Source organism: Amycolatopsis sp. TRM77291 (assembly GCF_054166285.1).
The window spans coordinates 8,207,490-8,220,909 of sequence record NZ_JBSZHF010000001.1 but is presented as its reverse complement, the minus strand read 5'-3'; the positions used below and the strand labels follow the sequence as shown (position 1 = coordinate 8,220,909).

The 13,420-nt window shown below is 65.8% G+C and carries 16 protein-coding genes and 1 tRNA gene; 5 read left to right on the top strand and 12 right to left on the bottom strand.

The annotated features are described in order from the left end of the window. The first annotated feature begins 26 nt into the window (after nt 1-26). Complete coding sequence (locus tag ACXIZN_RS38590; protein WP_457959726.1) at nt 27-398, top strand: VOC family protein; 372 nt, start codon at nt 27-29, stop codon at nt 396-398. Here ACXIZN_RS38590 and lspA read toward each other — a convergent pair. The 5 genes from lspA to ACXIZN_RS38565 form a co-directional block, all read right to left on the bottom strand. Beyond that, on the bottom strand, nt 388-894 hold the full coding sequence (gene lspA, locus ACXIZN_RS38585; protein ID WP_457959725.1) for a signal peptidase II: 507 nt from the start codon (nt 892-894) through the stop codon (nt 388-390). The genes ACXIZN_RS38590 and lspA overlap by 11 nt on opposite strands. A 22-nt stretch (nt 895-916) precedes the next feature. Next, nucleotides 917-2,341, bottom strand: a complete 1,425-nt coding sequence (locus tag ACXIZN_RS38580) for an ATP-binding protein (protein WP_457959724.1) — start codon at nt 2,339-2,341, stop codon at nt 917-919. Continuing rightward, nucleotides 2,338-3,030: a response regulator transcription factor gene (locus ACXIZN_RS38575; protein WP_457959723.1), complete on the bottom strand. Its 693-nt coding sequence runs from the start codon at nt 3,028-3,030 to the stop codon at nt 2,338-2,340. Before ACXIZN_RS38575 ends, ACXIZN_RS38580 begins: the two co-directional genes overlap by 4 nt. 85 nt (nt 3,031-3,115) lie before the next feature. Further along, nucleotides 3,116-3,730: a trimeric intracellular cation channel family protein gene (locus ACXIZN_RS38570; RefSeq protein WP_192743658.1), complete on the bottom strand. Its 615-nt coding sequence runs from the start codon at nt 3,728-3,730 to the stop codon at nt 3,116-3,118. Next, nucleotides 3,730-4,383, bottom strand: a complete 654-nt coding sequence (locus ACXIZN_RS38565; RefSeq protein ID WP_005155565.1) for a response regulator — start codon at nt 4,381-4,383, stop codon at nt 3,730-3,732. The genes ACXIZN_RS38570 and ACXIZN_RS38565 overlap by 1 nt, the downstream gene beginning before the upstream one ends. Before the next feature lie 360 nt (nt 4,384-4,743). Between ACXIZN_RS38565 and ACXIZN_RS38560 the strand changes: the two genes are divergently transcribed. Further along, a tRNA-Arg gene (locus ACXIZN_RS38560) sits at nt 4,744-4,819 on the top strand. 104 nt (nt 4,820-4,923) lie between these two features. On the opposite strand, the gene ACXIZN_RS38555 is transcribed toward ACXIZN_RS38560, so the two are convergent. Next, nucleotides 4,924-6,801, bottom strand: coding sequence for a DUF2075 domain-containing protein (locus ACXIZN_RS38555; RefSeq protein WP_457959722.1), 1,878 nt, complete (start codon nt 6,799-6,801; stop codon nt 4,924-4,926). A gap of 285 nt (nt 6,802-7,086) precedes the next feature. Between ACXIZN_RS38555 and ACXIZN_RS38550 the strand changes: the two genes are divergently transcribed. Beyond that, nucleotides 7,087-8,988, top strand: a complete 1,902-nt coding sequence (locus ACXIZN_RS38550) for a DNA/RNA helicase domain-containing protein (RefSeq protein ID WP_457959721.1) — start codon at nt 7,087-7,089, stop codon at nt 8,986-8,988. Nucleotides 8,989-8,994: 6 nt separating this feature from the next. Here the strand turns inward: ACXIZN_RS38550 and ACXIZN_RS38545 are convergent, their stop codons facing one another. From ACXIZN_RS38545 to ACXIZN_RS38530, 4 genes are read right to left on the bottom strand one after another with little or no spacing between them, the layout of a single operon-like run. Further along, on the bottom strand, nt 8,995-9,438 hold the full coding sequence (locus tag ACXIZN_RS38545) for a hypothetical protein (protein WP_457959720.1): 444 nt from the start codon (nt 9,436-9,438) through the stop codon (nt 8,995-8,997). Between the two features lie 2 nt (nt 9,439-9,440). Further along, nucleotides 9,441-10,622, bottom strand: coding sequence for a DUF6973 domain-containing protein (locus ACXIZN_RS38540; RefSeq protein ID WP_457959719.1), 1,182 nt, complete (start codon nt 10,620-10,622; stop codon nt 9,441-9,443). Beyond that, nucleotides 10,619-10,915 (bottom strand): hypothetical protein, encoded by a 297-nt coding sequence (locus tag ACXIZN_RS38535; protein WP_034305792.1) that lies wholly within the window; start codon nt 10,913-10,915, stop codon nt 10,619-10,621. Before ACXIZN_RS38535 ends, ACXIZN_RS38540 begins: the two co-directional genes overlap by 4 nt. Before the next feature lie 58 nt (nt 10,916-10,973). Beyond that, the gene (locus ACXIZN_RS38530; protein ID WP_457959718.1) at nt 10,974-11,360 is read right to left on the bottom strand and encodes a cupin; all 387 of its coding nucleotides are present in this window, start codon (nt 11,358-11,360) and stop codon (nt 10,974-10,976) included. A 78-nt stretch (nt 11,361-11,438) separates the two neighbouring features. On the opposite strand from ACXIZN_RS38530, the gene ACXIZN_RS38525 reads away from it, so the two are divergent. Next, entirely contained in the window at nt 11,439-12,017 is a 579-nt protein-coding gene (locus ACXIZN_RS38525; protein ID WP_457959717.1) for a TetR/AcrR family transcriptional regulator, read from the top strand. Here ACXIZN_RS38525 and ACXIZN_RS38520 read toward each other — a convergent pair. After that, nucleotides 11,988-12,458, bottom strand: coding sequence for a molybdenum cofactor biosysynthesis protein (locus ACXIZN_RS38520; protein ID WP_457959716.1), 471 nt, complete (start codon nt 12,456-12,458; stop codon nt 11,988-11,990). The genes ACXIZN_RS38525 and ACXIZN_RS38520 overlap by 30 nt on opposite strands. After that, nucleotides 12,437-12,931, bottom strand: coding sequence for a peptide-methionine (S)-S-oxide reductase MsrA (msrA, locus tag ACXIZN_RS38515; RefSeq protein ID WP_034305803.1), 495 nt, complete (start codon nt 12,929-12,931; stop codon nt 12,437-12,439). The genes ACXIZN_RS38520 and msrA overlap by 22 nt, the downstream gene beginning before the upstream one ends. A gap of 108 nt (nt 12,932-13,039) precedes the next feature. Between msrA and ACXIZN_RS38510 the strand changes: the two genes are divergently transcribed. Next, nucleotides 13,040-13,366 carry a hypothetical protein gene (locus ACXIZN_RS38510; RefSeq protein WP_457959715.1) on the top strand — a complete coding sequence of 109 codons (327 nt, stop codon included), beginning with the start codon at nt 13,040-13,042 and terminating at the stop codon, nt 13,364-13,366. Nucleotides 13,367-13,420 lie beyond the last annotated feature (54 nt).

The window sequence follows — 13,420 nt, the reverse complement described above, 5'->3', positions numbered from 1 at the left end:
GCCGTGCGGACTGCCACCATGAGGCCATGGCCAGGCTTCGCGACGTCGTCTTCGACTGCCGGCATCCGGCTTCGCTCGCCCGTTTCTGGGCGGCCGCTCTCGACGGCTACGAAATCGCGCCCTATGACGAAGAGGAGCTTGAACGCCTTCGTTCGCTGGGATTTCCGGGCCCCGAGGACGACCCTTCGGTGCTGGTCGAAGCGGCCTCGGGACCGCGGCTGTTCTTCAATCTGGTTCCGGAATCGAAGACCGTCAAGAACCGGGTGCATCTGGACCTGACCGGCGACAGAGTCGAAAGGCTCGTCGCACTGGGCGCGCGCGTACTCGCGCGTCCCGAAGACGGCTTGGTCCTGCTCGCGGATCCGGAAGGGAACGAGTTCTGTCTCGTTACTCCTTGACGCCCTCGATCGGGACGCCGCGGAAGCTCAGCACGAAAAGCGAGACAGCGCCGAAGAACAGCGCGATGTCGGCGACGTTGCCGACGAACCAGCCGTTGTAGTCGATAAAGTCGACGACATGGCCGCGCGCGAAGCCGGGCTCGCGGAACAACCGGTCACCCAGATGCGTCGCCGCGCCGCCGAGCAGCAGCCCGAGCGAGATCGCCCAGCCCGCCGAACGGACCTTGCGGGAGATCCAGAGCAGCGCGACCACCGCGACCGCGGCCAGGATCGCGAAGATCCAGGTGGAGTTCGCGCCAAGTGAGAACGCCGCGCCCGGGTTGTAGAGCAGCCGGAACCGGATGAAGTCGCCGATCACCGGGATCGGTGACCGGCCGGTGAGGGCGTCGACGGCCCACCATTTGGTCAGCTGGTCGGCGGCCAGCAGCACCGCGGCCACCAGCAGTGTCCACAGCAGACGGCGGGGCGGCATCTCAGGCGCGTTCTCGGTGCTCATCACCCGTCAGCGTAATCACCCGTCAGGCTGGAGCTCCCGGGAGCCGCAAGGTCATCAGCGCGCCACCGGTGGACGCGCGGCCCGCGTAGACATCGCCACCGTGCCGCTGCGCCGCGTGCTGGACGATGGCGAGGCCGAGCCCGGAACCGGGCAGCGTCCGCGCCTCCGAAGAGCGATAGAAGCGGTCGAACACCTTCGGCAGGTCCTCGTCGGCGATCCCCGGCCCGGAATCTTCGACTTCGAGCACCGCGGTGCCGTCGCCGACCGGGTACAACCGGACCCCGACCGTCGAACCTTCCGGCGAGAACTTCACCGCGTTGTCCAGCAGGTTCAGCACCGCGCGTTCCAGCGCGCTGGTGTCGCCGGTGAGCACCCACGGCTGGAGCGAGACGTCGAACTCGATCTCGCCCGCGCGGCGGCGCGCCCTGTCCAGCGCGCGCTCGACGACGTCGACCATCTCGACGCGCTCGTGTTCGATCCGCGGCTCGTCCTGGCGGGCCAGCTCGACGAGGTCGCCGATCAGCTGGGTCAGCTCGTCGAGCTGGCCGCGGATATCGGCCTCGATGTCGCTGCGGTCCTCGTCCGACAGCGTCCGCGCGCCCGGCCTGCTCGCGGACAGGAGCAGCTCCAGGTTGGTGCGGAGCGACGTCAGCGGGGTGCGGAGCTCGTGGCCGGCGTCGGCGACGAGTTGCCGTTGCCGCTCCTGCGATTCGGCGACCGTGCCCAGCATCGTGTTGAAACTCTGGGTGAGGCGGGCGAGTTCGTCGTCACCGCTCACCGGGATCGGCCGCAGGTCGCCCGTGGTGGCGACGCGTTCCGCCGCCGACGTGAGCCTGTCGACCGGCCGCAGGCCAGCTCTCGCGACGGCCGTTCCCGCGGCCGCGGCGACCAGGATCCCGGCGCCGCCGATCAGGAACAGGACCACCGAAAGCTCGTTCAGGGTGCGCTTCGTCGGCCCGAGCGATTGTGCGAGCACCATCGCCTGGCCGTCGCCCTGTGGCAGGGCGACGACGCGGCTGTCGGTCCTCGGGTCGGTGCGCAGGGAGAACGCCTTGTCCCCGGAGGCGACGGCGATCTCGTCCTCGCCGTACGGCGGGCGGCTCCCGGACTGCGGATAGGTCAGCCGGACCTTCTCCCCGACCGTCAGCTGGCCGATCTGCAGGTCCGCGCTGGCGAGGAAGGCGCCGGGCACCTGCTGCAGTTCGGTCTGCACCTGGGGCGACTCGACCGCGGCCTGCGCGCGGGCGAGCAGGTTGTCGTCCACCTGCTGGTAGAGGTTGTCGCGCACGACGAGGTACGCGCCGAGCGACACCAGCGCCACCGCGCCGGCCACCGAAGCGGCCGCGAGCAGCGTCACCCGCCCTCGGAGCGAGAACCGCCGCGTGCTCCAGCGGTCGCCGCGCGGATCCTTTTCGGACACGTCGACGACCGGGACCGGTTCGGTCACGGCGGGGTTTCCCTCAGGACGTAGCCCACTCCCCGCACCGTGTGGATCAGCCTCGGTTCGTTCCCAGCCTCGGTCTTTCGGCGCAAATAGCCGACGTAGACCTCCAGCGCGTTGCCCGACGTCGGGAAGTCGTATCCCCACACTTCCTCCAGGATCCGGCTGCGGGTCAGAACGTGCTTCGGGTAGGAGAGGAACAGCTCCAGCAGGGCGAACTCGGTCCTGGTGAGACTGATCTCCCGCCCGGCCCGCCGCACCTCGCGCGTCCCCGGGTCCAAGGTGAGGTCCGAGAACGAGAGGACCTCGGCGTTCTGTCCGGCCTGCGGATCCGGGATCGCCCGGCGCAGAAGCGCGCGAAGGCGCGCGAGAAGCTCTTCGAGCGCGAAAGGCTTCGGCAAGTAGTCGTCGGCGCCGGCGTCGAGACCGGACACCCGGTCGGAGACGGTGTCCCGCGCTGTGAGGACGAGGATGGGCAGGTCGTCACCGGTGCTTCGCAGCCGCCGGGCGACCTCCAGGCCGTCGAGCCGCGGCATCATCACGTCGAGGACCATCGCGTCGGGTCTGTTGGCGATGATCGCTTCGAGGGCCTGCGCGCCGTCCCCGGCCAGCTCCACCTGGTAGCCGTTGAACTCAAGGGATCGCCTGAGTGATTCACGGACGGCCCTGTCGTCGTCCACTACGAGGATGCGCATGGCGACAGTCTTACGCAGAGTGCTGAGACTCGCCTAAGAACACACACAGAACCAACAAAGGAAATCCGGCGATCCGGAAGACGTTTCAGCCGGTCTCGGGCCCTTTCGCAACAGGTGCGTTCCATCTCCGCCACAAAGCGAGCATCCGGACCCCCACGACGGCGGCTGCTGCTACCACCGTCACCGGCCCCGGCGGCAGTCGCAGAGCGTGACCGATCACGACGAGTACGGCCCCCGCGAGCGCCGCGACCGCGTAGATCTCCTTCCGCAGCACGAGCGGGATTTCCCGCAGCAGGAGATCACGCACAGCGCCGCCGCCGATACCCGTCGTCATGCCGATCAAGCACGCCGCGTAGGGAGTGGCGCCCGCGTTCAACGCGATGGTGGTCCCCGCCGTCGCGAACACCCCGAGCCCGAGCGCGTCGGCGAGCAGCACCGCGCGCCGCAGCTTCGCGATCTGCGGATGGAAGACGAACACGACCAGCGCCGTCCCGCCGCAAACGGCGAGATACGGCCAGGTCCGCAGGGTCGTGGGCGGCGTGATCCCGAGCAGGACGTCACGGATGACCCCGCCGCCGAGCGCGGTCGTCAACCCGACCACGACCACCCCGAAGACGTCCAACCTGGCCCGCACCGCCGCGAGAGCCCCCGAAGCGGCGAACGCGATCAAGCCGAGGAACTCGAGTGCGGTGAGGATCATTACTGGTCGAGCAGGCCACCGCGGTAGGCCAGCAGCGCGGCCTGCACCCGGTTCGCCGCGCCGATCTTGGACAGGACAGCCGAGACGTACCCCTTGACCGTGGCCTCGGACAGGTGGAGGCGCCCGCCGATCTCCGCGTTGGACAGCCCCTGCCCGATCAGCCCGACGACCTCACGCTCCCGCTCGGACAGCGACGCGAGCAGCTTGCGCGCCGGCTGCGCGGCCCGCTGCTCGTCCCGATGCGACTGCACCATGCGCGCCGCGACCCCGGGGTCGAGCACCGCGCCACCCCTCGCGAGGTCGCGCACCGCCCTGAGCAGCGCGGCCGGGTCGATGTCCTTGAGGAGGAAGCCGTTGGCCCCGAGCCTGAGCGCGAGACTGACGTAGTCGTCGATGTCGAACGTGGTCAACATGGCCACGGTCGGCGGATCCGGCAGGGCGAGGATGGCGCGCAGCGCGCGAATGCCGTCGTCGGGCGCCCGCATCTTGATGTCGAGCAGCGCGACGTCGGGGTGGTACCTCCGGGCGACCTCGACCGCTGATCTCCCGTCGCTCGCCTCGCCCACGATCTCGATATCGGCAGCGCCCGACATCATGGCACGCAGGCCCGAACGGACCAGTTCCTCGTCGTCGGCGAACATGAGCTTGATCAACGAAGCCCTCCGGCAGCCGGGGGAGCGGCGTCTCGCGTCCCGTTAACGAAGATTACCTACTGTTGTTCAGGGTTTCGAAACCAGACACGTACGAGTGACCCGCGCGGGTCATCTGTGTCGATCTAGGCGTCGATTCAGACCCTGGTTTGCTTGTGGAGAGTGTCGCTGCTCGAGGGTGGATCCGCAGGTCGGGTGTCACTGGTCGGCCAGTGTCGCTGTCCGGCCGCCTGGTGTCGTGGCGCTGCCGCAACCGCCGTTCGGGGCGTTCATCGAGCCGGCCGCTTGGTCCGCCCGGGTGTGACTTGCGACCTCACGCTCGGGCGGCTCGCGTCACCCGGTAGGCTGCGCCTGACAGTACATGCCCTCGTAGCTCAGGGGATAGAGCACCGCTCTCCTAAAGCGGGTGTCGCAGGTTCGAATCCTGCCGGGGGCACCACCAGCACCACGGCAGAACTCATGTGCCGCAACCGTCCCTGAGGGCGCAGGCCGCCTGGTCGACCGGGTCTTGATCCGGCCCTCATGAGCGACAGTCGCCGGCTCTCAACGCGCGAATTTCCGAAGAATCCGGTTCGTTGCCGGATCTTTCGAGTAGAGGCACACGCCCTGCAGGCCCCGGGTCATCAACACCTTGTACGTGTTCCGCACCAACCGGTCGAAATCTGCATCCTTGGCCGTATTCACCCGATCATCTTTCGAAGAACCGCTGTCCGAGACCCAATCGCGCTCACGAATAATCAAGTCATCGCCAAAGATCACGCCTGCCCAGTCGTATTCGAAACCCTGGGCACTGTAAATACAACCGACTTGACCGAAACCACGCGGGTCGGAGGCCCATAACGACGACGACGGAACACCTGGAACGGGCGCTTCCGGTCTGGCGTTCCACGGACGCGACCATCCACCGATCTTCACGTCATCGACCAGACGACGAGTGCCATCGACCTCGACGGGCTGGCTCCAGTCCCAGCAGAACCCTGCCGTCATCCTCGCATTCCCACCACGTAGATCCGACTGCTGGAGGAGCCATGCCTCAAGTTCTTGAGGCGACTCAGCCGCATCGACCACGTACTCGTCGTCACTTCCCTCAACCAGCTCAGACCAGACGATCGGGCGCTCGGGACTCAGACGCAAGAGGCGCCTGACCCATTCGTCGAACTTGTCCGACCCACCACACCGAAACTGCCCGTCGAGGCGGATGTCGAGAACCTCATGCCCCTTGAGGTTCACCATGTCAGTGATGTATTCCCTGGTACCGACTTCGCCGGGACGCACGACCTGATGCTCGTCGAGCAGGAAAACGGGAACCCTGGCCACGTCGATGAGCTCATCGATCTGGCCGCGGAACCTCCCTCGCACACGATCGGGAAGTCCACGGACACGATGGGCTTCATCGCAGAGCAACACGTCCAGCGAGTTCTCGCGCTTCGAGCCGAATTGATTGAAATACTTGAACATCTCGTCGAGACGCTCATCTCCGGCAACGGTCGCTCGCAGCGTCTCCGTAAACGCCTTCGAGCCTGTCGCATGCAGGACCCGCCTGTTACGACGAGCGAGGGCGGCGAGAAGGGTTATCGCTATCGCACTCTTTCCTGACCCCGGACCGCCACTGACGACGACCACCTTTTTCTTGGCCCCAGAGGAACCCTTGGAGTCCGCTTTTTCAAGGGCCCCCATTACCGATTCATAGGCCACCTGTTGTTCGTCGAGAAGGATGAACTCATCACGTTTCTCAAAGGTGCTGGCGGCCGTCGTCAACAGGTTCCGAGCCGGGGTGTGCCGAGCAGCGAGAAGGTCCACCGCCGCCTCACGCGCACCAGCGGCCGAACCAGCGTCAGTGTCAAGAAGAGAACAGAGGAACCCGGCCAGGTCCTTCTGTGTGTCAGCCGCGAAGAGCTCCCCCAAACCATCGACACGGGTCTTGTCCATTTGCCAGGCCGGATCGTAGACGGCGTCGTGCAGGTAGGCGATTCCCTTCACCAATCGCGGTGCACGCGCGAATCGAGGCGTGAAGTCAAGGAGCTGGCGGCAGTAGCGCCGGACCTGTTCGGACGGATGCAAGACGGGCTGCGCGGCATCATCCGACGTCTTGACCAGCCCCTCGCCCACCAACTCCATGCGTCGCCATTGCTTCAATTCCACCAGCACATACGACGGTTCCTCCGTCTCCGGATGCACACCGCACAGAATCGCGTCCACTCGCTTAGGACTGAAGGGGAGCCGATACTCGAGAAGCACCTCGACATGACCCAGCCCGATGGCACAAAGAGTCTCCGCGAGGACCGGGAGACTGCGCCGCCACGAACCGACTTCACCGTTCCTTGTCGAAGCACTGTAATCAACCCTCGCATGTATAGCGAGCTTCGCTATGAAGCCTTCATCTCCCAACGCCACCCGCAACTCGGCAGCGGTCTTCCTCACCGGCAAAACGTCCTCCCCCAAGGCTCGCGTCGCGCAGTCACTCTTAGTCAGAGTCCAACGTGTGCGCTCACACTAGTGAGCTACACCTTGACCGCGAACCAGGGGTGGAGATGACGACTGCCGCGTTGGCGTGAACCATCTGTAACCGAAACGCCCCCGGACCGGTGAAGCGCAACGGGGACAGCGATCCACTAACCTGGGCGGCAACGGTCCGACGGACACCGAGTTCTCTCGTTGTTGTCCCCACCCGTACGTCGATGACGCACGCCCTGGGGAGGGGACGAGGTGGCACTTGCACGCGGCCGAGCAGCCGATCTTCTGATCGAGGCCAAGACGGGCAACCTTCATCAGAGGCTGCGCGAGCAGTCCGGATACGTGCTCGGCACCAGGGCGGGCACGAGCGAGGTCACCTCTTGGCAGAAGAGCCTTCCCGTCCTGCTCAGCGACCTGATCGACGCAGGGCTCGAAGACATCGAAGTCCTCCTCGAGCACCAGCTTCCCCACAGTAGGCAACGCGTGGACGTCGTTCTGTGCGGCACTCACCCCCGCACAGGGGAGAGTTCGTTCGTGTTCGTCGAACTCAAGCAATGGTCGAAGGCCGAAGTCCACCTCGCCCAGGTGCTCGACATCCCGGGCCTTCCTGGTCTGCACCTCCATCCGGTCGAGCAGGTGCGCGGGTACTGCCAGTACTTCGTAGACCACACTCCGGCGCTTGCCGAGCGCCCTCAGGCAGTCCACGGGATCGCGTATCTGCACAATGCCCGCCGCGCCGATATCGTCGGCCTCCTCCAGTACAAGGTCACCGAATACGGGCGGCTGTTCACGATGGATGACAAAGCCGACCTCCGACAGGCATTCAACGCGGTGCTCGACAGATCCGCGGAGCGAGGAAGTAACATCGCCGTGGGCGACGAACTCCTCGGCTTCGAACACCGCCCGACCAAACCCCTGCTGGCGCTCGCGGCCGCGGAGATCCGGGATCGCGAGCAGTTCGTCCTGCTGGACGAGCAAAAGGTCGCTTACGAATTGGTGATGCAGGCGGTCGAACGTTCTCGCGCCGCACAGACTCGTACTGTCGTCATCGTCGAGGGCGGTCCCGGCTCAGGTAAAAGCGTGATCGCCCTGAGCCTTCTCGGGGATTTGGCTCGTCGTGGTCTGGCCGTCCACCACGCGACCGGTTCGAAGTCCTTCACTCAGACGATGCGGAAATACGCCGGCCGTGGAAGTACACGCGTCCAGGGCCTGTTCAAGTACTTCAACACCTACGTCGGTTGTCAGCCTCGAGAACTCGACGTCCTCATCTGCGACGAAGCGCACCGCATCCGAGAGAAAGGCGTCACGCAGTACACGAAGAAGGAGCAGCGCGACCGCGCCGGACGCCAGATCAACGAATTGATCAACGTCGCCACCGTTCCGGTGTTCCTTCTCGACGAGAATCAGATCGTGCGACCCGGCGAGATGGGTTCACTGCGCGAAATCTCCGCAGCGGCCGAGTCACTCGGCTGCAAGGTGGAGGTCGTCCACCTGCACGACCAGTTGCGCTGCGGCGGTTCAGTTTCCTACGACACGTGGGTCGCACGGCTGCTGGGTCTGGGTCGGAACGTCGAACCACCTGTCCCGTGGAGCAAGCTCGCAGGCCCGTTGGACGCGGGGATCACTGTGTCGAGCGCCGCCTCGCCCCAAGCGTTGGAGTCGTGGGTGCTGCATCAAAAGGAGTTGCACGGCGGAGTGCCCCGGCTCGCCGCCGGCTTCTGCTGGCCTTGGAGCGATCCGGTGATGACTCCGGACGGCCGCGCGCTGGTCGACGACGTCAAGATCGGCGGGTGGCAGCGTCCGTGGAACGCGAAGTCGGAACGGAACAAAGCCGTGGCCGGTGTCCCGGAATCCAACTACTGGGCCACTGACGAACGCGGCTTCGGGCAAGTGGGCTGTATCTACACCGCCCAGGGATTCGAGTACGACTGGTCCGGGGTCATCTTCGGTTCAGACCTCGTTCGGCGCGACGGGATGTGGGTTCCTCAGCGCCAGAACTCCGAGGACAGCGCCGTGAAACGGGCCGACGAACTGCACTTCGGCGCACTGATCAAGAACACCTACAAGGTGCTACTCACCCGGGGGATGCGTGGCACCGCCGTTTATTCGACCGATCCCGAGACCCAAGCTTTCTTGGAAGAGATGACCCGGTAGCCCTTATCAGCCTGCGGGACGGCCGTCCGGGTCCGTCATCGTGATCGCCCCGCCCTGCGCCCGCAGCACCACGTCCGCCCGGTACTTACCCTCACCAAGAGCGGCGAGAGTGCCGAGGCTGACCATCCGCGTGGTGGCGCCGTCGCGGTCGAACACCAGCAGATTGCCGTCCTGGACGTAGTCCCCGCTGTGCGTGCCATCGCCTTCGACCGTGACCGGACGGCCGAGTTCGCGTTCGATTCGCGCGCCTGAAGCGGGGCCGGTAAGGATGTGCACCGACGTCCAGTCGCCGGGTGCCAGCTCCTTGAGCGGTCGCGAGCCGCCCGACCTGGCGAGATCGCCGATCGTCTTTTCGAGACCTTCGTCGAATTCCACTGTCACTCCTGGGGTGCTCGTGCCACAGCCCGCCACGAGGGCGAGCAGGGCGAGCAGAGTCACTATCAAGCGCATGGTCAGTATTGGTCCGGATACGCCGACGGGTCGCCGGGGTCGTGGTCGTCGTTGCGCCCCGGATTGTCCGTGGGCCAAGGCTTGTTCTTGGTTTCGCGGGTCTCGCCCGGAGGCGATTCGTTGGACGATACCAGTGTGTCGTTCTTGTCGATGACCACCATTTTGCCGTCCTTGACGGCTTGTTCGATCAGGGTCGCCATCTGCTCGGGGCTGGCGTCCGGGTTGGCCCGGGCGATCGCGCGGCCGACTTCGTTGTTGTGCAGGTCCATGGCCACCGGGACGTGGTGGCTGCTCGGGTTCCGCTCGTGCGCGGTGGCGAAGTCGCGGGCCCACTCTTCTCCGTACCGTTGCGTCATCATCGCGTTCCAATAGGCGTGGCGGAACGCGTCGGCGTGGCCGTCGGTCAGGCCTTTGCCCTCGAACTTGCCCTCGGCGACATGCAAGGCGTCCTGCCGGATGTCGGCGAATTCCTTGAGCCCGAGCAAGCCCTTGCGCATTTGCAGGTCGTCGAGCAACTTGGCTTCGGACTGGGTGATCTTCTCCTTCGAAAAACCCGCCCGTTCCGCGAGCCAGCCGGTCAAGCCGCTCGGCCACACTGTCGTGCCGTCCGTTTTGACCTGGTACTTCGCCAGGAGATCTCGGTGTCGCTGTTCGTCGGCGATGCGGTCTTCGCCTGCCGCGGCGGCCGCCGCCAGCGTCGTCGCGCCCGCGTCACCGATTTCGCCTGCCATGATGCGCTTGAGCACCGAATTCAGTTCGGCGTCGATCTGGCCGGCGCGGGCCAGAATGGCTTCCACCTCGACCTGCACCAGCATGCTGGAGAGAAACCCACCGGCGTTTTCCGTCTCGACGACCTTGCCGTTGTCGATCCGGAAACCGTTCTTGGTGGCGAAATCCTCGGTCGTCTCGACGCTGCGCACCAAATCGCGCACCGCCTGCTCGGTGTCGTCGATGATCTTCACGGCCGCGGACAGGCGTGCCGCGAGATCCTCGAGTTCCTGACAGCGGGCGCGCAAATTCTCGGCCGCCGCGTCCGCCGCTTCACCGGCCCACCCGGTGGGTTCGGCGCCGTCGATCTCGTCCTGCAAACCGAGCACCTGGCGATTCTGTGCGGCCAAGTGGTCACCGATCTGCCCTATCCCGTCAGCCTTCCATTGGCTGACATCGGCCCAGGTGACCATCATCGACCACCTGTCCCGTCGAATTCCTGTTCACCGGCATCGTCTCGCACCCGGTACGCGGTCGCGGCGGTGGTCAGCGACGCCGCGTAGGAATCCACTCCCTTCGCCCAGACCCCGATCGAGTTCTCCCAATGTGGACCGAGCTCGGCGGCGGTCTTCGCCGACTCGCTTCCGGTCAATGCGCCGGAAAGCGCCGCCACCCGCTCAAGATCCAGCTCGCGAACGATTCCCGCGGCACGCTTTGCCTGATCAGCGGCGTCGCGCAGGGCTTTCGGATCAGCTTCGAACCCCGTCATGGAACCCCTCCCCCTCAAACTGAGGCTACTTGTCCTATTTGGGAGGTTCAAGCCACCGTCAGGCCTCGTGGAAATCGTCGAGACGATGGGCTTCGACTGAAGATTCCGTAGCGGCCAGCCAATGCGGATAGGTGACATAGACCAGTTCCGTGTCCTCATCGGCCACGTAGACGAGCTCGGTCCCCGCGCGTAGATAGATCATCTCGCCGGCCCGAGCCGTCACCGATCCCGAAGGGCTCTCGACGGTGAAAACGCCGGAAGTGATGACCAGCGCCTCGTCGTAGGTCATCTTCCACGGGTTCTTCTCCCCTTTTCCGTAGCGGGCGAAGCCGACGGACATGGCCGCGCCGCTGTCTTGCGCGAGGACGTCGGCCAGGAAGATCCGCTGGTCGAGCCGCTGGAACCAGGTTGAAGCGTCGTCGCTCGTGAAGTGTTCGACGGACATGCAAGCCTCCTTAAGTGGAACTTTCTCCACTTAGTTAACTGGAGAAAGTTCCACTTGTCCACCGGTTAGGCTTGCCGGGTGCTTCCCATCGCAGGAGCCGGGGCTCCAGAGCGGGCGGACGCGGCTCGCAACCGGCAGAAGATCGTCCAAGCGGCGGCCAAGCTCGTTGCTGCCAAAGGGATCGACGGGCTCGCGTTGGACGAGGTCGCGGCGGAGGCGGGCGTCGGGATCGGGACCGTGTATCGCCGGTTCCCGGACAAGGGGGCGTTGGCGCAGGCGTTGCTCGACGAGAACGAGCGCGAGTTCCAGGAGGCGTTCATCAGCGGGCCGCCGCCACTGGGGCCCGGAGCGCCGGCAGACCAAAGGCTCAGCGCGTTTCTCGAAAAGTACGTCGACAGACTCGAGACTCATGGCGAGCTGCTGATGGTCGCGGAGACCGAAACGCCGATGGCCCGGTTCGTGACCGGCGCGTACCGGCTGCACCACAGTCACCTGGTCGCGTTGATCAGCGAGATCGAGCCGGAAGCGGACGCGCATTTCAGGGCCGACGCGCTGCTCGCACCACTGGCGGCGGCGCAGTACGTCTACCAGCGGCAAAGCATGACAACGGAACAGATCAAAAGGGGCCTAGTAGATCTCTACCGGACCGACGCGTAAGACGCCGTCGTCCAGCGGCACGCAGCGCTTCCCACCGCGGCCCCGCAAAGCGCGGAAGGTCCCGACCGGGTAGACGACGTCCATCCAGGCGCACGGGTTCGCGGGCCGGTGGACCTCGAAGCGCACAGGGCCATCACCGGAGTCCAGAGTCACCACCGAACCCCGCGGCAAAGCGTCCACGTCGAAGCCCGAGAGCACGATGTTCCGCCGGGCCAGCAGCGGATCACCAGGCACGGACGCAGAGAAGAGCGTCACCGCGGCCGAGCGATGCGCGGGATGGTTGAAGTACCGGTCCCCGACCAGCCCCAGTCCCGCGCGCACCTCGACATGGTCGCGCGAGACCAGAGCGGGATCGGGGCGAGGGCCGTCAGTGGGACGGCCCTCGTACGCGTGCACCGAAGACACGTGCAGCGCGACGATCAGCGTTCGCCGAGCTGCCATTCCGGCCGCACGTAGTGGCAGGTGTAGCCGTTCGGGATGCGCTCCAGGTAGTCCTGGTGCTCCGGTTCGGCCTCCCAGAAGTCACCGGCCTGGGTCACCTCGGTGACCACCTTGCCCGGCCACTTGCCGGAGGCGTCGACGTCCGCGATCGTCTGCTCGGCGACCTGCTTCTGCTTGTCGTCGGTGTAGAAGATCGCCGACCGGTAGCTCGTGCCGATGTCGTTGCCCTGGCGGTTGCGGGTCGTCGGGTCGTGGATCTGGAAGAAGAACTCCAGGATCTGCCGGTACGACAGCTGGGCCGGGTCGAAGACGATCTCGATGCCTTCGGCGTGGGAGCCGTGGTTGCGGTAGGTCGCGTTCGGCACGTCGCCGCCGGTGTAGCCGACCCTGGTGGAGACGACCCCGGGGTGCCGGCGGAACAGGTCCTGCATACCCCAGAAGCAGCCGCCCGCGAGAACAGCCTTTTCCGTCACTGTGGATCTCCTTCGGTCGTTGACACCCAGTACAACGTGTCGCACCGTCCCTGTCATCCCCGTCCAAGTGTGACGGAACGCTTACGTCCACCGTGCGTCTCACGGTAGGTGAAAACCCTGCTCGCGGTCCTCGCCCTCCTCCTGGCCGGCTGCGCGACGACCCCGCCCAGCCCGACACCGGAAGAAGCCTTCCGGTTCGGCGGGATCTCGATGCCTGCCAGCGGCAAGGTGCTGGAGACGCAGCACGACCGCGGTATCGACACGAGGTACGTGGTCGTCGCGACCGTTCCGGCGGAGGACGTGCCCAAGCTGCTCGATGCGTCGGGCTTCGCGCCCGGGGTGATGAACGACGACCGGGTCGTCGACGGTCGTCACGTCTACCGCAAGGTCACCGTCGAGGGGACCACGGTGCGCCTCGAACTCTTCACGACGTGAGCACTCTGCGTGAAAAAGATGGGCCGTTCGGACTCGCCTGGGTGACCCCCTAAC

Bases quoted from the DNA above. Each gene is read 5' to 3' on its own strand.
- ACXIZN_RS38535 (WP_034305792.1), bottom strand. From the start codon at position 10,915: ATGACGGGGTTCGAAGCTGATCCGAAAGCCCTGCGCGACGCCGCTGAT.
- ACXIZN_RS38570 (WP_192743658.1), bottom strand. From the start codon at position 3,730: ATGATCCTCACCGCACTCGAGTTCCTCGGCTTGATCGCGTTCGCCGCT.
- ACXIZN_RS38545 (WP_457959720.1), bottom strand. From the start codon at position 9,438: ATGCGCTTGATAGTGACTCTGCTCGCCCTGCTCGCCCTCGTGGCGGGC.
- lspA (WP_457959725.1), bottom strand. From the start codon at position 894: ATGAGCACCGAGAACGCGCCTGAGATGCCGCCCCGCCGTCTGCTGTGG.
- ACXIZN_RS38540 (WP_457959719.1), bottom strand. From the start codon at position 10,622: ATGATGGTCACCTGGGCCGATGTCAGCCAATGGAAGGCTGACGGGATA.
- ACXIZN_RS38590 (WP_457959726.1), top strand. From the start codon at position 27: ATGGCCAGGCTTCGCGACGTCGTCTTCGACTGCCGGCATCCGGCTTCG.
- ACXIZN_RS38530 (WP_457959718.1), bottom strand. From the start codon at position 11,360: ATGTCCGTCGAACACTTCACGAGCGACGACGCTTCAACCTGGTTCCAG.
- ACXIZN_RS38575 (WP_457959723.1), bottom strand. From the start codon at position 3,030: ATGCGCATCCTCGTAGTGGACGACGACAGGGCCGTCCGTGAATCACTC.
- ACXIZN_RS38520 (WP_457959716.1), bottom strand. From the start codon at position 12,458: ATGGCAGCTCGGCGAACGCTGATCGTCGCGCTGCACGTGTCTTCGGTG.